Annotated in this window: 23 protein-coding genes; 5 read left to right on the top strand and 18 right to left on the bottom strand. The window is 40.6% G+C overall.

All coding sequences use genetic code 11. The annotated features are described in order from the left end of the window. Positions 1–88: 88 nt before the first annotated feature. The 6 genes from V7121_RS17325 to V7121_RS17300 all read right to left on the bottom strand — a co-directional run bounded on the left by V7121_RS17325 (position 89) and on the right by V7121_RS17300 (position 6,097). On the bottom strand, positions 89–334 hold the full coding sequence (locus V7121_RS17325; RefSeq protein WP_335547280.1) for a CsbA family protein: 246 nt from the start codon (positions 332–334) through the stop codon (positions 89–91). A 115-nt stretch (positions 335–449) separates the two neighbouring features. Beyond that, positions 450–1,886, bottom strand: a complete 1,437-nt coding sequence (gene panF / locus V7121_RS17320) for a sodium/pantothenate symporter (RefSeq protein ID WP_335547279.1) — start codon at positions 1,884–1,886, stop codon at positions 450–452. Further along, positions 1,883–2,173, bottom strand: coding sequence for a YhdT family protein (locus tag V7121_RS17315; RefSeq protein WP_335547277.1), 291 nt, complete (start codon positions 2,171–2,173; stop codon positions 1,883–1,885). The genes panF and V7121_RS17315 overlap by 4 nt, the downstream gene beginning before the upstream one ends. Before the next feature lie 270 nt (positions 2,174–2,443). Beyond that, positions 2,444–3,400, bottom strand: coding sequence for a cation diffusion facilitator family transporter (locus V7121_RS17310; protein WP_335500907.1), 957 nt, complete (start codon positions 3,398–3,400; stop codon positions 2,444–2,446). A gap of 272 nt (positions 3,401–3,672) precedes the next feature. After that, the gene (locus tag V7121_RS17305; protein ID WP_335500905.1) at positions 3,673–5,733 is read right to left on the bottom strand and encodes a heavy metal translocating P-type ATPase; all 2,061 of its coding nucleotides are present in this window, start codon (positions 5,731–5,733) and stop codon (positions 3,673–3,675) included. Beyond that, positions 5,726–6,097, bottom strand: coding sequence for an ArsR/SmtB family transcription factor (locus V7121_RS17300; RefSeq protein ID WP_335500903.1), 372 nt, complete (start codon positions 6,095–6,097; stop codon positions 5,726–5,728). Before V7121_RS17300 ends, V7121_RS17305 begins: the two co-directional genes overlap by 8 nt. Positions 6,098–6,325: 228 nt before the next feature. Here V7121_RS17300 and V7121_RS17295 point away from each other — a divergent pair, with 228 nt between their 5' ends. The 3 genes from V7121_RS17295 (at position 6,326) to V7121_RS17285 (ending at position 8,590) form a co-directional block, all read left to right on the top strand. Further along, positions 6,326–7,102 carry an amino acid ABC transporter substrate-binding protein gene (locus V7121_RS17295; protein WP_335500901.1) on the top strand — a complete coding sequence of 259 codons (777 nt, stop codon included), beginning with the start codon at positions 6,326–6,328 and terminating at the stop codon, positions 7,100–7,102. A 66-nt stretch (positions 7,103–7,168) separates the two neighbouring features. Then, the gene (locus tag V7121_RS17290) at positions 7,169–7,828 is read left to right on the top strand and encodes an amino acid ABC transporter permease (protein ID WP_335500899.1); all 660 of its coding nucleotides are present in this window, start codon (positions 7,169–7,171) and stop codon (positions 7,826–7,828) included. A gap of 15 nt (positions 7,829–7,843) precedes the next feature. Next, entirely contained in the window at positions 7,844–8,590 is a 747-nt protein-coding gene (locus V7121_RS17285) for an amino acid ABC transporter ATP-binding protein (protein ID WP_335500897.1), read from the top strand. Between the two features lie 16 nt (positions 8,591–8,606). On the opposite strand, the gene cydS is transcribed toward V7121_RS17285, so the two are convergent. The 12 genes from cydS to V7121_RS17230 form a co-directional block, all read right to left on the bottom strand. After that, entirely contained in the window at positions 8,607–8,723 is a 117-nt protein-coding gene (gene cydS, locus V7121_RS24950) for a cytochrome bd oxidase small subunit CydS (protein ID WP_420490727.1), read from the bottom strand. Positions 8,724–8,738: 15 nt separating this feature from the next. Beyond that, positions 8,739–9,767, bottom strand: coding sequence for a cytochrome d ubiquinol oxidase subunit II (locus tag V7121_RS17280; RefSeq protein WP_335547275.1), 1,029 nt, complete (start codon positions 9,765–9,767; stop codon positions 8,739–8,741). A gap of 6 nt (positions 9,768–9,773) precedes the next feature. Continuing rightward, positions 9,774–11,111: a cytochrome ubiquinol oxidase subunit I gene (locus tag V7121_RS17275; protein ID WP_335547273.1), complete on the bottom strand. Its 1,338-nt coding sequence runs from the start codon at positions 11,109–11,111 to the stop codon at positions 9,774–9,776. Positions 11,112–11,383: 272 nt separating this feature from the next. Beyond that, the gene (locus V7121_RS17270; RefSeq protein WP_335547271.1) at positions 11,384–12,214 is read right to left on the bottom strand and encodes a cytochrome c oxidase assembly protein; all 831 of its coding nucleotides are present in this window, start codon (positions 12,212–12,214) and stop codon (positions 11,384–11,386) included. Between the two features lie 47 nt (positions 12,215–12,261). Continuing rightward, positions 12,262–12,684 carry a DedA family protein gene (locus tag V7121_RS17265; RefSeq protein WP_335547269.1) on the bottom strand — a complete coding sequence of 141 codons (423 nt, stop codon included), beginning with the start codon at positions 12,682–12,684 and terminating at the stop codon, positions 12,262–12,264. Between the two features lie 25 nt (positions 12,685–12,709). Beyond that, complete coding sequence (locus V7121_RS17260) at positions 12,710–13,885, bottom strand: MGDG synthase family glycosyltransferase (protein ID WP_335547268.1); 1,176 nt, start codon at positions 13,883–13,885, stop codon at positions 12,710–12,712. Between the two features lie 191 nt (positions 13,886–14,076). Then, positions 14,077–14,685 (bottom strand): DedA family protein, encoded by a 609-nt coding sequence (locus V7121_RS17255; protein WP_335500886.1) that lies wholly within the window; start codon positions 14,683–14,685, stop codon positions 14,077–14,079. A gap of 8 nt (positions 14,686–14,693) precedes the next feature. Next, complete coding sequence (locus V7121_RS17250) at positions 14,694–15,398, bottom strand: polysaccharide deacetylase family protein (RefSeq protein WP_335500884.1); 705 nt, start codon at positions 15,396–15,398, stop codon at positions 14,694–14,696. After that, positions 15,395–16,789: a sensor histidine kinase gene (locus tag V7121_RS17245; RefSeq protein WP_335500882.1), complete on the bottom strand. Its 1,395-nt coding sequence runs from the start codon at positions 16,787–16,789 to the stop codon at positions 15,395–15,397. Before V7121_RS17245 ends, V7121_RS17250 begins: the two co-directional genes overlap by 4 nt. A gap of 4 nt (positions 16,790–16,793) precedes the next feature. Continuing rightward, positions 16,794–17,492 (bottom strand): response regulator transcription factor, encoded by a 699-nt coding sequence (locus V7121_RS17240; protein WP_335500880.1) that lies wholly within the window; start codon positions 17,490–17,492, stop codon positions 16,794–16,796. Between the two features lie 167 nt (positions 17,493–17,659). Next, complete coding sequence (locus V7121_RS17235) at positions 17,660–18,145, bottom strand: GNAT family N-acetyltransferase (protein ID WP_420490623.1); 486 nt, start codon at positions 18,143–18,145, stop codon at positions 17,660–17,662. A 205-nt stretch (positions 18,146–18,350) separates the two neighbouring features. Further along, positions 18,351–18,932, bottom strand: a complete 582-nt coding sequence (locus V7121_RS17230; RefSeq protein WP_335500876.1) for a putative ABC transporter permease — start codon at positions 18,930–18,932, stop codon at positions 18,351–18,353. Between the two features lie 373 nt (positions 18,933–19,305). On the opposite strand from V7121_RS17230, the gene V7121_RS17225 reads away from it, so the two are divergent. Both V7121_RS17225 and V7121_RS17220 read left to right on the top strand, forming a co-directional pair. Then, positions 19,306–20,031, top strand: coding sequence for an ABC transporter ATP-binding protein (locus V7121_RS17225; protein ID WP_335500874.1), 726 nt, complete (start codon positions 19,306–19,308; stop codon positions 20,029–20,031). Next, entirely contained in the window at positions 20,028–21,083 is a 1,056-nt protein-coding gene (locus tag V7121_RS17220; protein ID WP_335500872.1) for an ABC transporter permease, read from the top strand. The genes V7121_RS17225 and V7121_RS17220 overlap by 4 nt, the downstream gene beginning before the upstream one ends. Positions 21,084–21,205 lie beyond the last annotated feature (122 nt).

Genomic DNA, 21,205 nt, shown 5'->3' with positions numbered 1-21,205 from the left:
ATAATATGCGAACGAATATTCGTTTTTATACGAATTCAGCAAAAAAGTCTGCCATTTTTCTGACAGACTCTCAAGTGTGTATGAATGACTAGGTTTTCTTAATGACCCTCTGCTTCATTTTTTCAGCCAGCCAGAACCCGGCTGTTAATGAGAAGGCATCTACCACAATCAATAAAAATGTGTTGGTATATCCTTTATATACAGAGGTGGCAATCAGGGCAACGGTTAAAATCAACCCGATGACCCGATTGTATGTGACTCTTGTAAAAAGCAAGACTAGCAGCCCTGGAAAAATAAGCGCTGATAAATATCGAATAACAGTAACAGTTGCCAATGAGTACACCTCATTCAATTAATTTCTGTTAATTCATTCTAGAAATTAATTCACAAAATTGCAACAAAAATGATACCTAAACTGTCTTTCAGTCATTTAATCTTATTTTGCGATTCTAACGCAGATAACCCTGCTTCGGTTGTGTCAACAAACTAGTTACAACGAACCCAAGCAACGAAAGTAGAATTGGAAGGACAACGGTATGAAAGCCAAAGGCATTGGGATAAAATTGATCTAATAAAATATAGGATCCCATCCCAAGGATCATTGAAGTAATCGCCCCTTGTCGATTGCCCTTACTCCAATACAATCCTAAAACGACCGGCCAGATAAAGACAGACTCCAAGCCCCCAAACGAAAACAGATTGAGCCAAACGATTAAATCGGGTGGACTTAACGAAAGGAGGATGACCAATATTCCAATAATTGCCGTTACAGTGAAACTAACCTTTTTCACTTGATCGTTGCCTGCATCTGGCTTTATGTAGTTTAAATAGACATCTTTTACTAATGCAGAGCTTACGAGAATTAACAATGCATCTACTGTGGACATAATTGCAGCCATTGGAGCAGCAAGAACAATACCTGCGGCATAAGGAGGCAGTACCTTCATTGATAATAAAGGCATAACAGTATCCCCGATTTTCACACCTGGCAGGACCGGTCTCGCAAACACGCCAATAAGATGCATCCCCAGCATGATAAAACCGACCACAATCGTCCCAATAATAATCGCACTATGCATCGCCTTTGAATTTTTATAAGACATTGCTCGGACGGCGATTTGCGGCAAGCCCACAACTCCAACCCCTACTAATATCCAAAAAGAAGAAACAAAGGCAGGTGTCAAACTGCGATCTGCACCAAAGGGACTGATTAGGTTAGGATTTTCAGCCGCTAAATCGGCGATAATCTTTGGAATGCCTCCGCCCGCTTTTATAGTTGCAATCAGGAGGATTAATGTACCGCCAAACATAACCACCCCTTGGATGGTGTCTGTGATGGCAACAGCACGAAAGCCGCCGACAATAACAAAAACAAGGACGGAAAAGGCAAAGATTAACAGAGCCGTCGTATATGGCAGGCCAGTTAAACTTTCAACCAAACGTGCTCCGCCGATCCATTGGGCTGTCATTGATGAAAAAAGAAAGATAATAATACTGGCTGCTGAGATTAACACAACCGCTTTACTTTTATATCTCTCTTTTAAAAAGTCAATTAAGGTAATCGCCTTGTACTGGCGGGAAATAATTGCAAACTTTTTGCCCAGGACCATTAATGTAAAATAGCCTGTTGCTAACTGGGCCATCGCTAACAGCACCCAGCCTAATCCTTTTGTATAAGCAACTCCAGGCCCCCCGATAAAACTGCTGGCACTTCCGTATGTCGCCACCATCGTCATCGCGAGGATGAATCCGCCCATTTGCCGTTCCCCTAAAAAGTACTCCTCCAAGAAAGAATGTGATTTAAGGACAAATTTATTGGACCAAATCCCAACTGCAAAGATAATTAATAAGAAAATGAGTAACGGTGTAATAACAGCCCAATTCACTTGGTTTCCCTCTCTTCCACATCAAAGGGAACGTCTTTGAATAAAACTTTAACGGTAAAAATAACAAGGATCACCATTACGATAAAACCTAACACACAACTGTAGAAAAACCAGGCTGGCAATCCAAATATGTAAGAATACTGTTCTACTTTGCCGGAACCAAGGCCATAGGCAAAGCCATACCACCAAACAAAATTAATCAAAACCAGAATAATTCCAATAAATGCTTCCCTGTGCGCAATTTTAAATCGCTTTTCCAAAGAATGCAGATGATCACCTTTCTTCATTCCAATCCTCCTAGGAGAAAAACCCTCTCCACCATATTCAAGTTATTTTTAACCATAAAAGAAAAAATAACCATCCTAATCCTAGCAAAAAAAAACCTTGGTGTCAGGTACCAAGGAAAGACACTTTTTAATATTTGTCCGTCACGAGTGGACAATTTTGTGTTTATTACGTGTGTCCACTTTAGGAAGACAGTTGTCCACGGATGGTGTCAGGTACCAAGGCAGAAACCGAAGCTACCGAAGCAGCCCCTTAGTGGCACCGTCTATGGTTTAGTTACATGTCCCATGGGGGCTAGGGCAGCCGTTTGTTTCTTTTTCTACTTGAATGGTGCTGTGTTCAATGTGAAATTCGTCGTGCAGGATTCGCTGTGTTTGTGAGAGAATTTCATCATGGTCACCATAATCCTGAATGGTTATATGGCAGCTTAATACGGGATAGCCTGAGGTGATGGTCCATATGTGTAAATCATGGACTTCCTTCACTAATGGTATTTTGCACAGTTCTTCCTTGACATGATTAATATCAATCTGCGCTGGTACCCCCTCCATCAAAATGTTAAAGGAGTCTTTCGTGACCCTGTATCCACTGATTAGGATTAATACTGCCACAATGATGCTGGCAATGGGGTCTGCAATCCCCCAGCCGAAAAACATGATTAAAAGGGCTGCAACAATCGCACCAACAGAACCTAGCATATCACCAAGTACATGTAAAAAAGCACTTCTGACATTTAGGTTTTCGTCCTTGTCACCCTTCATTAAGATCCAGGCCGCAACGATGTTTACAAGTAATCCGATAATAGAAATCAGCAGCATCCCGCCGCTTTGTACTTCTGGCGGATTGAAAAAGCGAAGAAAAGCCTCTACAAAGATATAAATGGAGATAACAACTAATGTTAATCCATTCAAGGCCGCAGCGATAATTTCAAAACGTTTGTAGCCATAGGTTTTTTCCTGTGACACCTGTCTCTCCCCGAGTTTGATGGCAAAAAAGCTTAACCCAAGTGCGGCCGCGTCACTTAGCATATGCCCTGCATCGGACAAAAGCGCCAAGCTATTTGTTAAAAGCCCGCCGATTACTTCGACAACCATAAAGGAAGCAATTAATAGGAAAGAACTCAATAAAGCTTTTTTATTACCTGTATGTGAATGACCATGAGAGTGATCATGTGAATGTGAATGTCCATGTGAATGGCCGTGTGAATGGCCGTGATGGTGATGACCCATGTTTATCCCCCCAGAGCTCTCAGTTTAGAGTGGCTCATTTATTTATCTCTTTCTAAAACGAAAATATTACGATTAAGGCTAGTTTTTTCTAATCTTTATTTTTCGATACATTTCGTATAACATCGCATTGGTTTGTTTCCGAAAAAATTCAGTTACGTAAAGAAATGCGGGCGTTTCGCAAACAAACAAGTTAGTTTCGCAAATAAACGCTCTTGTTTCGCAAACAAACCTCTTAGTTTCGCAAACAAACCTCTTAGTTTCGCAAAGAAAATCTAATCCTTCACTCGCAAAAGCCGTAACCCATTAAAAGTAACAAGTAAAGTCACGCCCATATCCGCGAAAATAGCAATCCATAAGGTCAGCCAGCCTGGTACGACAAGTAAAAGAGCTAGAAGCTTCACGACGATAGATAATGTGATATTTTGCTTAATGATTTGCAGCGTTTTCCGACTTAACTTGATCGTAAATGGAAGCTTTTTCAGGTCGTCGTTCATCAAGGCAATGTCTGCTGTTTCAAGGGCCGTATCCGTTCCTGCCCCGCCCATCGCAATCCCTACATTCGCGGCAGCCAGCGCTGGTGCATCGTTCACCCCGTCACCGACCATCCCTACTCGGCCAAACTGCTCTTTTAGTTTTTTAATATAGGCTAGTTTATCCTGTGGAAGCAACTCCGCTTCAATGCTGGTCACACCAACATGTCTACCGATTTCTTCTGCTGTAGCCGTATTGTCGCCAGTCAACAAAATCGTGTGCCTCATCCCCAGTTGGTGCAGCCTCTCGATTACTTGACGGCTGTTTTCGCGTACTTCATCCGCCACCGCAATCAAAGCATAGACTTCGTTTTCAGTCCCTGCAATCATGACGGTTTTCCCTTGATTTTGCAGTGCTGTAATTTGCTCGGATATAGCAGCTGAGATGTTAGTAAACAATTTCTTATTTCCGACATAGTACTTCCTTCCATTAACCGTTCCACTAACACCTTTTCCCGTAATGGAGGCAAATTCATTCACCTGAAAGTTCGAACGAACGGCCCTTTTCAAAATAGCAGCTGCTAAAGGATGCTGTGATTTACTTTCCAATGCAGCCACGACTTCAAGTAAATTTTCATCACCGCTATAATTGATATAGTCAGTGACAACAGGAACGCCTTTTGTTAAAGTACCCGTTTTATCGAAAGCAATCGCTTCAAGCGCTCCTGCCTCTTCTAAAAAGGACCCGCCTTTTATCAGCACCCCATTTCTGGCCGCATTGCCAATGGCCGTGACAATTGAAACAGGTGTGGAGATTACTAGTGCACAGGGGCAGCCGACCACTAATACGGCAAGGCCCTGGTAAATCCACTCTTGCCAATTCCCCGCGAATAACAGAGGCGGACCGATTGCGACCAAAACAGCCACCGCCATAATCACGGGCGTATAATATTTCGCAAACCGATCAACAAACCGCTGTGATGGAGCCTTTTCTGCCTGGGCCTCCTCCACTAAATGAGTAATCTTCGCGATGGTTGTATCATCAATCAACTTTGTGACCCTAACTTTCAGGTACCCTTCTGTGTTTAGTGTGCCTGCGAAGACTTCATCATCGACGACTTTTTCAACAGGAACCGATTCGCCGGTAATTGCCGCTTGATTGATACTTGAAGCTCCTTCAACAATAATTCCATCCATTGCAATCATCTGACCAGGCTTGACAATCATGATATCGCCCACTTCGATATCGTCCGCTTTTAAAATTATTTCTTTTCCATTCCGAAGCACGAGTGCCTCTGTCGGCGCATGCTCCATCAGGGAGCGAATCGAGGCTCTTGCTTTTTCCATTGAATAGCTTTCAAGGACCTCACTAATGGCAAATAAGAGAACAACCACAGCCCCTTCACTCCACTCGCCAATAATTGCAGCCCCGATGATTGCAACGGTCATAAGCGTCTTCATATCAAACTCAAGCCGGAGTAAATTTTTAATTCCTGTTTTAAAAAGAGGGAATCCTCCTAGTAAAATTGCAGCCCCAAACAGAAGGTTTTCTGAAAAAATATAGCCTGCAATCAGGAACAAAAAGGACAGACCTAACAGGCCATAACGTTTCCAGAACGGCACTTTGGCACTAGCTGGCGGGTTTTCTTTTTCAGGAAAAATCGTTAAGTGATCAAAAGCACCCGCTTCATGTAAACTTTCTAAATTCGCTGTTCCATAGACTGTGAGCTTTGCAGCTCCAAAATTAAGTTTGGCATCAACCACACCATCCAGGTGTTGGACGTTCTTTTCGAACTTAGCGGCACAGCTTGTTCAGGATAGACCCTGGATTCGATAGACCTGTTTTTCAATAATCTCAGTCACGACCGGCCACCTCCTCCTGATGGGCAACCGCAATATGAATTAATTGTTTCACATGATTATCGTCAAGGGAATAATAAACAAGCTTTCCCTCTTTACGATATTTTGCGAGCCCGAGGCTTTTTAGGTGACGTAAATGATGGGAGGCGGTAGCGGTGGTTGCCCCAACAATATTGGCAACATCACAGACGCATAATTCGTCTTCAAGCGTAAGCGAATAGGCGATTTTCAAGCGCGTCTCATCCGATAATGCTTTAAATAGCTTAGTTACTGCTGGGATATTCTTATCTTTTTCAAGCTGTTGTTGAACTCGAGTGGTTTTCTCTTCATCGACACAGGTAATCTCACAAACATCACGTTCTTTCATTCTGGTCACCCTCTTCATTCAAATATTCGTTTGATTATATCATATTCAAATGGAGGTTTGAGTGTCAATGAATTTTGTATTTTTTCGTCTGCCTATTAAATATTTTTAATTTTTCCACTATTATTAAACCTATTGTACTAAGTATTATTATAGCGTTATAATGTGGTAGTATAATAATATGGTAACGTACTAAAGCAAATATATAATAGATAAGGTGGTTAAATAACTATGAAACGTTTAGCAACTATGGTTCTGGTCATCGCAGCATTATTCTCAATATTGACGGGTTGCTCTTCTAAGACTGCAGGGGAAAAGAATACTACGCTGGTCATCGGGATTGATGATAAATTCGCACCGATGGGGTTCAGAGATGAAAATAACAAAATTGTTGGCTTTGACATTGACCTCGCAACTGCAGCAGCAGAAAAGATGGGGAAAAAGGTCAAGTTCCAACCAATCGATTGGAGTACCAAAGAGGCTGAACTAAGCAGTGGCAGAATTGACCTTATTTGGAACGGATACACTATTACTGATGAACGGAAAAAGAAGGTACTTTTCACGAAACCCTATTTAAAAAATGCACAGGTTGTTGTAACTATGGCTGATTCTAAACTTACCAAATTAGCTGATTTGACCGGTAAAGTTGTTGGTCTACAAACACTTTCTTCAGCAGCTGATGCTTTAGAGGCATCTCCAATCAAGAAAAAGATTAAGACAGTTACAGAATTTGCTGATAATGTTCAAGCATTGACAGACTTAAAGAGCGGTCGGTTAGATGCAGTAGTTATCGATGAAGTTGTCATCGATTATTATATGACGGAAGAAAAAGACACCTTTAAAGTACTTGGTGAATCACTAGCTCCTGAAGAGTACGGGATTGGTGTGAAAAAAGGGAATGAAGTGCTGCTTAAAAATCTCCAAAAGGCACTCGATGATATGAATGAAGACGGGACTGCGGCAAGCATCTCGAAAAAGTGGTTTGGCGAAGATAAAGTAGTTAAGTAATATCGAATATTAGGTAAAGCAGGATTTCCTTTGGGAACCCTGTTTTGTTTTTGGAGGAATCCTTACATGTCTGTTGATTATTTACTCTCGATTCTTAAACCAATGCTTGAAGGGGCTGAGATGACCGTCCTGTTGTTTTTGATTGCGATTGTCGTCTCGATTCCATTGGGGTTTGTATTAACATTGGCTGTCGGCAGCCGTTTTAAACCCCTTTCCATGCTTGCACAGGGGTATATTTACATCATGCGTGGTACACCGCTGTTACTACAGCTGCTCTTTATCTGTTTTGGGCTGCCGATGATTCCCGTCATCGGTGAATATTTAGTATTGGACCGGTTTGTGGCTGCCTGTATCGGTTTCATCTTGAACTATGCAGCCTATTTTGCAGAAATCTTTCGCGGCGGTCTTCTTGCCATTGATAAAGGTCAATACGAGGCATCGCAAGTGCTTGGACTAAATAAAATGCAAACTTTGACAAGGGTTATCCTCCCGCAAATGTTTCGAATTGCCCTTCCTTCAGTTGCGAACGAATCTGTGACGTTGGTTAAGGATACCGCGCTTCTCTATGCCGTCGCAGTACCGGAACTACTGCATTTTGCGCAGACCGCAGTCAATCGAGACTTTACGATTGCCCCTTTCTTCGTCGCTGGGATTATTTATTTAATTATGACGCTGATCTTAACTATGTTCTTTAAATGGCTCGAAAAACGGTTCAAATTTGAATAGGAAGGAGTGGTGAATGTGCCTATCATTGAAATAGCTAACCTAAAAAAATCGTATGGCAAGTTAGATGTCCTTAAGAATATTACCTTTGATGTAAAAAAGAATGATGTTGTTGCGGTCATCGGTCCTTCTGGTTCAGGAAAAAGTACGATGCTCCGCAGTTTGGTCTATCTAGAAAAAATAGATGGCGGCAGTATTGCTGTCTCTGACAACTATTTAGTGAAGGATGGGGTTTACGCTAAACCGCAGGAAATCAAAGAAATTAATGGCAAGATGGGGATGGTCTTTCAACATTTTAACCTTTTTCCGCATCTGACCGTCAAAGAAAATCTAGAACTGGCCCCAAGAATGTTAAAGAAGGAATCACCAGTTGATATTCAAAAAAGGAGCAGTGAGCTTCTTGAAAAAATCGGTCTCACTGACCGGGCAGCAGCCTATCCGGCAAATCTCTCAGGCGGACAGAAGCAACGAGTCGCGATAGCAAGGGCGCTCATGTTAAATCCAGAAATTCTGCTTTTTGATGAGCCCACATCTGCTTTAGACCCAGAGTTAACTGGCGAAGTACTACAAGTCATGAAGGACCTCGCGGAGGAACACATGACGATGATTGTCGTAACACATGAGATGGGTTTCGCCAAAGAAGTAGCTAATCGAGTTGTTTTTATGGATAACGGGGAGATAGTGGAATCCGGCGCGCCTGCGGAGTTGTTTACGAACCCTAAAAACGAACGGACGAAGGCATTCTTGAAGCGGAGTCTAAAATAGAAAAACGGCTGATTTTTCAGCCGTTTTTCTTATTTTTCCCCACAGAATCATCCTTCGGTGCAATCCAAAACGCCACAACGATCGACGCAATCAACACCAGAAATGGTGCATAAAAAAGCAAAAAATCATCCATTCCGTTCCATCCCCTCTATGCATGTTCATCATTTCGATTCCCTTGTACATATTCCTTATTAAATAAAAATAATCTTAGCAGCAGATACAGGGATGGCAGGAGTAATCCCAACCCCGCAATAAAGGCAACGATAAGAGCAATCGCCATTGATTTATTCGTGAAGCTGTCGTATAGGGTTAGATATGGATACAGCAAATAGGGATAATGGGACGCACCATAGGCCAAAAAGGCAAGCGCAAATTGCCCGACTAACAGCCCGAAGGCAAGACCATAAGATCGCCGCATCCAGATGAGATAAACGGTCCCTGCAAAGAAAACAACTGACAAACCGAATAACCACCAAAGATTGAATAATCGTTGGTAATGTTCCGGATTGTGAGTCCTCATTTCAATGATAATTCCAGCAGCGGTGACCATTGCCGGCCCAGCCCAGCTAAGCGCATATTTTCGTAACAGATTCGTTGCCGCTTCATCTTGTGCGTGATGGGCATACCAGGTCAAAAAGACAGCAGAAATATATAACACGGCCGTCAGACTGAGGACAACAATGCTCCAGGATAATGGACTAGTAAATAACGCCCAATAATCGAGGGCAGGAGCTGAATTTTTCATTACCACAAAGCCTCCCTCCGAAATCGTCAAGACGCTCGACAGGGACGCGGGGATAAATAATCCCGTTAATCCGTACAAAATTGTGTAGCGCTTATGCTTGAGACCCCCATAGGTCGAAAACGCATAATAGGCCCCGCGAATTGCCAGCAGAACAATGGCGATGCTAGCAGGGACAAGCAGGGTGGTCCCAAAGTAATACGCTGTTTTTGGAAAAAAACCAACCATCCCCACAAAGAAAAATACTAAAAACACATTGGTCACTTCCCAAACAGGTGATAAATAACGTTGAATAATCTTCGTCAAAATATGCTGTTTGCCAGTTAACGTACTGAAGGCGTTAAAGAAACCTGCCCCAAAATCAATCGACGCGATAATGATATAGCCAAACAAAAACAGACCCAATGCCGAAATACCAATAATTTCAAGAGTCATACTAGCTCACCTGCCTTTCACTGAAGCCCGGTCGGCCAGCTCTTGTTCGACCGTATTCCTGCGAAACATCCGCAAAAGAACAACGATACTACCGACCCCCAGGACAAGATAAAGCCCTGCAAATAAAACTAACATTAAATCGACTTGACCACTGGTCGTCGCAGCATCTTTCGTTCGCAAAATCCCCCGTAAAACCCATGGCTGCCGGCCCACTTCGTCCAGCCACCATCCTGCCTCAATCGCTAGGATGGAGAGCGGTCCACCGAGCACCAGCAGCCAATGAAACCATTTTGATAAAACAAACCTCCAATTCCGCGATATACCTAAAAGATACACCAACGATAGGACGGTCAACCACATCCCAATCGTGACCATCGTATCAAATAGATAGTGAATATAGAGTGGCGGCACTTCATCCTTTGGAAATTGATTCAGTCCAATCACTTCTGCATTTGGGACTTCATGCGCTAAAATGCTGAGGGCATAGGGAATTTTTAGCGCATATTTCACTTCTCCATTTGCAAGAACACCATAAAGAATCAGCGGGACACCCTTCCCTGTTTCAAAATGCCACTCAGCCGCGGCTAATTTTTCTGGCTGGTATTCTGCTAGATATTTTCCGGAGAAATCCCCTAATAGAGCAGTCGCCACTGAAAAGACAAAGCCTAATTTCATGGTTAAAAACAAGGCCTTTTTATGATACGTATGATTTGATCCCTTAAGTAACCGAAAGGCACCAATCGCAGCAAGGACAAACGCTGAAGTCATATAGGCTGTCACCACAACATGAGCCACTTTTGTTGGCATCGCCGGATTAAACATCGCCAAGATTGGACTTACATCAACCAATTGACCATTGACCAAATTAAAGCCCCGAGGCGCGTTCATAAAGGCATTAACGATGGTGATGAAAACAGCAGAAAAGGAGGCGCCTACTGCCACAGGTATCAACAGGAGTAGATGTTTTTTTTGATTTTCAAATCGATCCCACGTGTATATGTATATCCCTAAAAAAATCGCTTCAAAGAAAAACGCAAAGGTTTCCATAAATAACGGTAAGGCAATGACATTTCCCGCTAATTGCATGAAGTTTGGCCAGAGAAGGGAAAGTTGCAACCCAATTGCGGTCCCAGTCACTACACCAACAGCCACGGTAATTACAAATCCCCTCGTCCATCTTCGTGCTAGTAAAATATAATGTTCGTCTTGTTTCTTTATCCCGACCCATTGTGCAACCATAATCATCAACGGAATCCCGACACCAATTGTTGCGTAGATGATGTGAAAGGAAAGCGTCAACTCTGTTAAGACACGGCTAAAAAATACTGCTTCTTCGTTTCCCATTACTCGTCACTCCTCGTCATCCTGCAAAAAGTCGGCCAATGATCGATAGCCCCAAAATCGACGCGACAATAAAGGCTAGCCAAACCAACTTCTGTTCTTGTTTTTTGTATATAAGAATCCCCCCTACTACCCTAGCTTTGCACAATATTTTAGTTCACTCCTTAGATACCATTCCCATAATTATGGCGGAATATATTAAACAGCATAGGAAAGAAGCCGAACTCACTTTACGAGTCCAAGCCTTTACTAATTCATTTTTGCAAAAAAAAGAACTACTCAACTATTTCTTCCACCGACCTTTGTTGGACGTTTTTCTGAAGATGGACAGTCAGAGTTAATCCAAATTTGTGCATGATTAACATCAGGATGCCTGCCAAGATTTGATCAAAACTAGTATTAAATGGAGAAGGAAGTATGTTGAAAGAACTTAAATCGGAGGGTGACATACATAGGTTTGCAGTCATTTGAATTAAAAATGGATTATTCATTTCACCAATAATTACATTGAAAACGAATAGCAAACAGGCAGGCATCAATACAAGCCCGCTCAAAACTACATAACGTTTATTCTTTTCCACGGAACCATCTTTCTTTAGGTCTGGAACCGCAATGGGACGCCACATCCAAAAGGACAAAATCAACAGGACACAAAGATATCCATTATGAGCAAGTTTGTTCTGAGAAAGAACCGTTAATATAACCGGGAAATGGTACATCAAGAACAAAGCCCCAAAGGCATATAGTGCTGCCTTGGGCGGAATGACGAATATGCCAACCTGTTTAGATATCGCGGTTTTACTAAATTGTTGAAGCAAAGAATCGGGAATTCCTAATAAGAATAGTGGTGGGATGATAAAATATAAAATGCTCAATTGGAGCATATGCAAACTAAAAGATAGATGGCTTAATGACGATAAAGGACTGCCAATGGTTAAGTATAATATGACTAAACTGAGGAAAAAAAACAGGGGTTGTTTTTGGCGGATTTTTATTTTTGTAAAAGAAAGCAATAAAATAACATATAACCCTCCAATAAAAAAGAGCATTGCTAATAATGGCAGGCTCCACAACAATTGACCTTGAGGCAAAAAATCAAAGAACATGAAATCCTCCTTCCTACGCTGGATTCCTATCATTCTAACTTTAAATCTTATGTCAGAAAATAAGTTTTATTACCAATGAAAAAAGAAGTACCTCCCGAAAAGTATCCAGTAATATGTCTGACCCCGGGAATGAAATAAGCGATAAACAACAGCTTATTCCCATGCTTCGTAAACCAATCAGACGTTTTGTCCAGTCGTTCCGGCCCCATATGAAACCAATGACCATATTTATAAAAAAAAGGTTTGCCTAACTTATAACCAATCCAGTAGGAAAGTGTCATCCCGATACAGGCTCCTACACTTGCGCTGAAAATACTAATCAGCCAATTTAATTGCCCTTGAAAAACTAAAAAACCACTATAGGTCATTAGGACTTCGCCGGGTAAGGGAATGGCAATCAAATCAAGGATGAGTGAGACGAAAAGGACAATATACCCGTACTGATCGAGGTAATCTGTGATGTGATTCAAGGCCTTGTCCTCCTTTTTTAATCTATTATGCCCGTGCCATCTGAAAAATTTCCGACTGAGAATGATTAATGCTAGACTGATTGCTATTAGTGTCTTGGTCAAGGATCCTATTTATCAATCCAACTATTTCAGGCTTCTCTAGTTCAATACCCTGTTGGTAAGCAGTGATTGCCTGCTCCCAGTCATTCATTTTTTTCTGGTTTCTTAAGGTACTAACCAGTTGATTTTCCAAATAAGCTTTGTGATCGAGTTCAAAGATTAACTTTTGATTTTTTAAGTAGCGAAGATTGATTTCTTCCTGCCCTGGAAGTGCGGAATGAACAAAGATTGGCAGTCTTTTTCGCATTGCTTCACTAATCGTTACTCCGCCTGGTTTAGAGACAAGTGCATCCACTTCATCATAAAGCTTATTCATCGCGGCTCTAGAAGAAAGATAGGACAATGGTTTGATATGCTCTAAATCCCACGAAAGAATTTCCTCATATAGTTTCTTATTGTTGCCGCACAATACCATGAAGTCTACGTTTGTAGAGGATTTTAACTCATCGGCTAGTTTCAAAATACCGCCCAAGCCACTATTTCCTCCAGATAATAAAATTTTGAGCCGATCATTATGCTTTTTGGGGTGAGTCGTTTTCGTGATTTCTTCATGAACAGGAATACCCGTCACAATCATCTTTTCATTCGGGATTTGATTTCTCCTCATCAGTTTTCCTTTGACGTCTTGGCTCGGAAGAAAATGGAGGTCTATCCCCTCTCTCCCCCAAACACTATTAATAAAGAAATCAGTGTAGACGTTAATAATTGGTACGTTGCATTTCCCCTTCATTTTTAACTTGCTGAGAAGATAGGAAGGAAACCCATGCGTACAAACCAATAAGTCTGGTTTTTCCTCCTCTAATAATTGCTCCATTTTTTTCAAAAAGAGCGATTGATACCATTTAAAGGACTGTTTTTTTGTTGGGGGTACGTAAAAAAAACTTTTATAGGCCAGATTATAAGTTTCCGGTGCGTAACGAATCCAATTTAGATAACCTTGTGTAATCACTTTTTCTAAAGATTTATTCGTGTAACTTAATAAGTCTATTTTTTTTAAAATAAGGTCATTCGTATGATTTTTTAAAAGGTCCATTAATGCCTCAGCAACTTGATGATGTCCTGACTGCATTTGTAAGAGTGGTAAAAACAAAATCTTCTTCACTTAATCCATCTCCTATTCTTTTAGAAATCGTTCCAAAAGATCATAATGATTTCTAAATTACCTATTCAATGTATCACTCATTTCTTGAAAAACTGGGTTTTTAATGGATTTTTAATCTTCCCTTCAGCTTTTTTTTAGATTGTCTTTAAAAACGCAAAAAACCTGAAAAGAGGTATTTTCAGGTTTGGATATTAATTTATCCCATTTAGTTTCTTGCGTTTTTTACCAATTATATAATTAATAATAACGTAGATTAAAAACAGAAAGAAGAATGCAATTCCTAAATAAGGAACATAATTTGGATTTATATGGAACAGCTTTCCTCCATAATAGCCTGCTAAAATAAAAGGAATCGTCCAAAGTAGCGTGCCTAATATGGAAAAGAAGAAAAATACGCGAAATGGAATCTTGTTTATTCCGGCAAAATACGGGCTAATCTGCCGAATACCTGGAAGATAAAAACCCGCCACGATGGTTTTACGTACATTGTTTGTGTATTTAAGACTAACTTTTTCCCAGCGTACATCCGTAATTCCGACATATTTACCGTACCTCTTTATAAATGGAGAACCTAAATATTTTCCTATCGCAAAGGCTGTCAGCATTCCGATAAATGCTCCGAGAATCGAACACAGCATAGCTAACCCTAGTGAAAGTTGATGATGAAAACTTAGCACGCCGATTAAAAAGAGCAGCGATTCCTCCGGAGCAGGAATGCCCACAATCCCAAAGAATAAAAAAAGTAAAATGACTAAATAACCATAGATGTTAATATAATTGATGATTGTCTCTACATTCATAGAATCCCCTAAAAATTAACTTCTTTTAATGTAATAAATTTTGTTCCCTTATTGGCATTTTCTCGTAAATAGATTTCTAAGCACTTTAGCATATAATGGGGGGCTAGTCGGTCCGCTCCCGCTGTTTCCCCGCAATCATGCAGTAACAGCACGGAACCTGGTTCAGTTGATTGGAGCAATTGATCCAGCAGGCCATTTATTCCTTTTGATACCTTCCAATCTCCAAATATGTGTGACCACATAATCACTTTATAACGCTTGCTCAACATGAGGCTGAACAGATTAAAATGCCCCCATGGCGGACGATAAAAGGTTACTTTTTGATTTGTGCATTCGAAGATGGCCTGTTCTGTCATGTCCAAGTACTTCTTTAATTGGAATGGCGAGAGAATCCAACTGGAAATGTGGTTATAATGATGAATTCCAATCGTATGCCCCTCCTCGCTCATCCGCTTAATAATGTCAGGATAGGCTTTCACTTTGCTCCCAACCACAAAAAAGGATGCCTTGATACCGTATTTTTTCAACAGATCCAGCAGTTGTGGCGTATATTTTGGATTGGGACCATCATCAAACGTAATCGCTATCGCGGATGAATGGATCATTTTGGTGATTCCCCAACCAGTGACCCGAATAAGAATGGTTGGCAGTATTGCATAGATAAGAAAAAGGCTGATTAACAGAATAAAACAGATGATGATCAGGTTGCTCACTCTAGAAACATTTCCTTTCCAGCTTTCATTTTGGGTATGAACAATTCTACCTCTGTTCCTACTCCTTCCGTACTTTTGACGATAATTTCGCCCTGATGCTGCTTCATGATATTCTTTGCGATTGACAACCCTAACCCGGTTCCCCCAGTCTCTCGGCTCCTTGCCTTGTCCACCCTGTAAAACCGTTCAAAGACATTCTGAATTTCTGCTGCGGGTATGCCAATCCCGTAATCTTTTACGGTAATAATCGTAAATTTTTCTTCTTCCTCTAGATAGACATCTATTTGATCCATACTATATTTGATTGCGTTATCGATTAAGATAATCATTGCCTGCTTTAGCTTCATTTCATCGACAAAAACCATGATGGAGGGTTCTTGCGATTTCAAGTGCAGAATAATTTCTCGCTTATAGGCACTTTTTAGCTGTTTGAATAAATTCTCGCATAAGGAAACTAGATTGATTAATTTAGCTTCTAAGAGTTCTCCTGATTCTGTATCAGCTAAATCTAGAAACCTTTCTGTCATTTTTTGAATTCTTGTTGCTTCAGAATGGATGGATTCTATAGCATCATGGGTAACCTCTTCATTTTTTAATCCCCTTCTAAGCAGCAGGTCGGCATAACTTTTGATAACTGTGAGCGGGGTTTTTAATTCATGGGAGGCATCTGAAATAAATTGCCGTTGTTTTTCGAGGTTTGCCTCTAACCTGCCAATCATCCGATTAAACGTTTCTGCCATTTTTTGCAGTTCATCCTTTGTTTCATATTGGATGACTATCTTTTTAGGGATTCCACTATTTTCAATATCCTCCATCGTGTTAATCATATTGGAAATTGGCCTCATAATGAGATTCGATAACCATCTGCCGCCGAGCAGTGATATGATTGCACCGAGTATCGTACAAAATGCAAGAATGGACAGTAATAGATCTTTTCCCGTTTCCAATCCCACTAACTTTTCCCCAAACTCTAGTGTTCCGACAATTTGTCCAGTAGATTTGATTGGCACCCTGACAATCGCTATTTGTTCTTCTCCATGTTTGAGGCGGATCGTGCGCCTTGCGGTCCCCTTTTCACGAGCAAATTGTGGTTTTATTTTAGAAGCTAAGTGCGGATCATTGGTTACTTCGTTGGCAATTTCAGAATTTGGTTGAACAATTCTAATAAATGATTGGTTCGTTAAATAGGGAGTTAATTTTTCCTTAATCACCTCTTGGGAATCATCTTTGTTGATTTGCTTAATCAGGTAATCAGCCTTTTGAAAAAGTTCACCGTCTTCCATATTGACCGTAATTTTCATAAATGAAAAAAAGACAACCGCATTCACAGCCAGCAACACACAGATGATCCATGCCGTGGTGATAAGATTTATTTTTGTCGTAATTTTCATTTGTTTAATTCTCCCTTACGGTATAACCGATTCCCCTAACCGTTTGAATAATCGTTGGATCCGAAAAACCTTCTTCTATTTTCTTTCGTAAATGTCGGATAAAGACATCGATGACATTTGTCTCCCCTTCATATTCATAACCCCATACATGCAGCAGGATACTTTCCCTTGTGACAATTCGATTTTTATTAGAGAGCAAATACACGAGCAGATCAAATTCCTTGGGAGTTAACGTGATGGAAGTCTTCCCTCTGGTTACCTCCCTCGTATCAAGGTTAACGGTCAAGTCCCCTATTTCTAAGATGGTATCATCCGATTGGGAGGCCATGACCACATTCGAACACTGACGAAGACATGCGCGAATTCTTGCTAGTAATTCCTCCATTTCAAATGGCTTAGTGATATAATCATTTGCCCCCTGATCAAGTCCTGCAACCTTATCCAATGTCATATTTCGAGCTGTTAATAAAATAACTGGCAGTAAGGAATTCTCTTTTCTAATCCTTCGTAACACCTCAATCCCATTCATCTCAGGCAACATCACATCTAATAAAATTAAATCTATTTTTTCATTCAAGGCATCATGTAATCCAGACTTCCCATCATGGGCCACAAGGACATTATATCCTTCGTATTCGAGCTCAAGCTTTAATATTTTAGCAATTTGTTTTTCGTCCTCTATTACCAAAATTCGCTGGTTCATCGCCATCCCTCCTTTTTTAAAGCATAAACTTAGGTGGATTTGATATTACTTCAGGATCTTGCTCCTCCAATTTAGCATTATTACAGCTTATTTTTCTTTTTTTCATTAAATTTTAATCTTTTATATTTAAGTGTAAAGGCAAAAAAAAGAACCCTATCGGCTCTTCTTCATTCCTCATCTGGATTGAGGATGGATAACTCCACATGGTCTTCCCATTTTCCATTAATTTTTACATTCTTTCGCGCAAGGCCTTCCTTCTCAAAACCTGCCTTTTCTAAGACACGAAGCGATCCGATATTCGTTGGCATGACGCCTGCAACAATTCGGTGCAGGTTAAGGTGATTAAAACCGAAGTCAACGACGAGTTTAACTGCTTCGGTAGTATAGCCTTTGCCATTATGTGCTTGGTCCAAACTATATCCAACATAACAACTCTGGAGTGCATCTCTTAATACACCTGTTAAGTCAATATCACCGACTAGTTCATCTGTTTCTCTTAAAAAGATTCCAAATGAATATGCTCGATCTATTTTACGGCTTTCCATTCCATGTTGGATCGTTCTTAATTGTCGTTCATATGAATAGTAGGACTCGGAACGTGTAGGTGAATACGTTTGAAAAAAATCTCTGTTTCTAAGATACAACTGTGTCATTGCCTCCGCATCTTTTTCCTCCAGAAAACGCAAATAGATATACTTCCCTTCAATCCTTACTGAATCTTTGTTAAGAATCCCCACGACTACTCTCCTATACTAGTTAATTGATTGTAAATGAATATCCCTATTACAATTTCCTTTAAAAGGCAAAAACTCCTTCTTTTTTTCGAAGGAGTTTTTTATGATTGAAGGTGTCAGGTACCTATTGAATTTCTTCAGAAACCAGCTCTTGTAAGGAATATTTCCTGATTGCTAATACAAGATCGGCAAGAAAGTACAAACCTACTGCAGACCAAACCCATGCCCAATAGGGTTCAATTGCTCCATACATTAATGTAAGCGCAGGATGAATCCATTTTATACAAATAAGGGACAAAACGATCCAGCATAAAGAGAAGGGGACGCAAATATGGCCATGAAGCTGCATTGGTGTATCAGAATAATCCCACCATTTTCGGCTAAAAAGCTTCTCCAGCATAGTTCCTGTTAGATATTCCACGATGGTTGGAATCAAGAAGCACAGGATAATAACTACTGCCCAATTGGTTTCTGGTGAGATCAGATAAACCAGGAGAACTGGAGTAATGCCGTACATCGGTTTAAATGGACCATAGAGGAAATTAGGTTTAAAAAACTCTCGCTTTGTAAAAAAATTATAACTGTTTTCTAGGAGCCATCCTAGAAGCGAGTAAACAGTAAAGAAAAAAATAATCGTTGCTGCACCTTCCAGATTGAAAATATGATGGCTTTGAAACTCGATACCATTCAGTAAGTTAATAATCATGGCTAAACCACCTTTCATGGATAAGAATTTCCCACTTTAGGTTTAACAGCCACGCTTCCAAATATACAATAATTTTCCTATTCAAGTTCAAAATATTTTTAGCCCCAATCACGGTAATTGACAACCTAACAAGGATCCATTCTGCTAACTTGAGGCGGGATTCCGCTGACTATTGGAGTGATTCCGCCAAACTGCGAGTTTTTCCCGCCACTTCCGCAATTATTCAGCGCACCCTTCAATGATTCCGCCAAACCCCTATTTTAGTTTTTTTTTTAATATAACCAACACATTGTTGTTTTTTGTTTATTGCTAATCTTAGGCTGCGTTGTAAAATAAAACTATAACAGCGTCAACATCCTAGGAGGAATGATTGATGAAATCAACGATAAAAGTAGAACAAGTCAGTAAGAGTTTTGGAAAAAAAACCGTCTTAAATGAAGTGAACTTAGCGATCGAGAAAGGGCAGTTATTTGGACTAATTGGACCTTCAGGGGCCGGAAAAACCACCCTCGTCAAAATGATTGTTGGCATGGAAAAGGCGGATAAAGGGTCGATTCATGTGTTAGACAAGAAAATGCCAAACCTTGCTTTACTTCAGGAAATTGGTTATATGGCCCAAGCTGATGCGTTGTATGGCGAATTAACCGGCGAGGAGAATCTAAAATTTTTCGCCTCTCTATTCGGTCTAAATAAGGACGCACAGAAAACACGGATCTCGTATGTCGCTAGTTTAGTTAACCTGACGGATGACCTTTCTAAACGGGTAGCTGCTTATTCAGGCGGAATGAAACGACGTTTGTCGTTGGCGATTGCCTTAATTCAGAACCCACAAATCTTAATCTTAGATGAACCAACCGTCGGAATTGACCCCGAATTAAAATTGTCAATTTGGAAGGAATTCTTACGCTTGAAAAATGAAGAACAAAAGACCATCATCGTTACCACTCATGTGATGGACGAAGCGGTCAAATGTGATTATGTTGCAATGGTGCGGGATGGACAAATTTTAACAAGTGGAACACCTGCAGAATTAAAAGCATTGTATAGAACCGATGATTTTGATGAAGTATTCTTGAGAGCAGGGGTGAAACAATCATGAGAATTCTAGCGTTAGTGAAAAGAATCTTCCGGCAAATGTTTCGTGACAAACGCACCTTAGCACTGTTGTTTGTAGCACCATTGCTAATCCTGACCCTGATGTACTTTTTATTCAACGGCAACACCGTCGATCCTAAATTAGGGGTTATAGGTGTGGATGATAGCCTCGTTAAAGTATTAAAAAAAGCAGACATCCAAGTTGAGCAATATAAAAAAGTCAGTGCTAACACGGTAGTCGATGATGAGCTTGATGGATTGTTAGAACAAGATAATCGCCAAATCAAATTAACATTACTAAACAACGACCCTTCCAAAGCGAAAGGGTTACAAATGAAAGTCAGCCAAGCAGTCGCCGCACAGACGAAGGCTATGCTAATCAAGCAAAATCCAGCAGCTGCAGGGATGGCTCAGCAAAACATCGATATTGACTATGTGTATGGCGATAAGGATACCGTATTTTTTGATGTCTTAAGCCCAATATTAGTTGGTTTCTTTGTCTTCTTTTTCGTGTTTATTATTTCTGGGATTGGTTTATTACGTGAGCGTACTACGGGGACTTTGGAACGGCTGATGTCTACACCGATTCGGAGATGGGAGATTGTTACCGCCTACTTGGTGGGCTATGGTATTTTTGCGGTCATTCAAACATTAATTGTTGTCTTTTATTCTATTACTGTATTAGATATTGTCCTTGTCGGGTCGATTGGGCATGTGCTCCTCATTAATCTGCTGTTAGCTTTGGTGGCACTCTCTTTAGGAATCCTTTTATCGACCTTTGCCGCTTCCGAGTTTCAAATGATTCAATTTATCCCAATTGCCGTCATCCCGCAAATCTTTTTCGCTGGAATCTTTCCGCTCGAGGGGATGGCGAATTGGCTGCAGGCGGTCGCGAAGGTTATGCCGATGTATTATGCAGGGGATGCCTTAAAAGGGGTAATGTATAAAGGGTTAAGTTTTAGTGATATCAGTGGAGACCTGTTGGCCTTGATTATCTTCACCGTGATTTTTATTGTTTTGAATATCTTCTCGCTGAAAAAATATCGAACATTATAGATAGAGAAATGGGAGGGATGATTTTTTATCATCCCTCCCATTTTTTATCAATGATAAGAAGTTATAAGTTTTTGGACTTAGTTTACTGTCTAGCTCCAGCGCCCTAGCGGCTAGTGTCCTTC

The organism is Neobacillus drentensis, assembly GCF_036962125.1.
GTDB lineage: Bacteria > Bacillota > Bacilli > Bacillales > Cytobacillaceae > Neobacillus > Neobacillus drentensis_B.
Note: the sequence above shows the minus strand (reverse complement) of the source record. Positions and strands in the feature narration are given on the sequence as shown.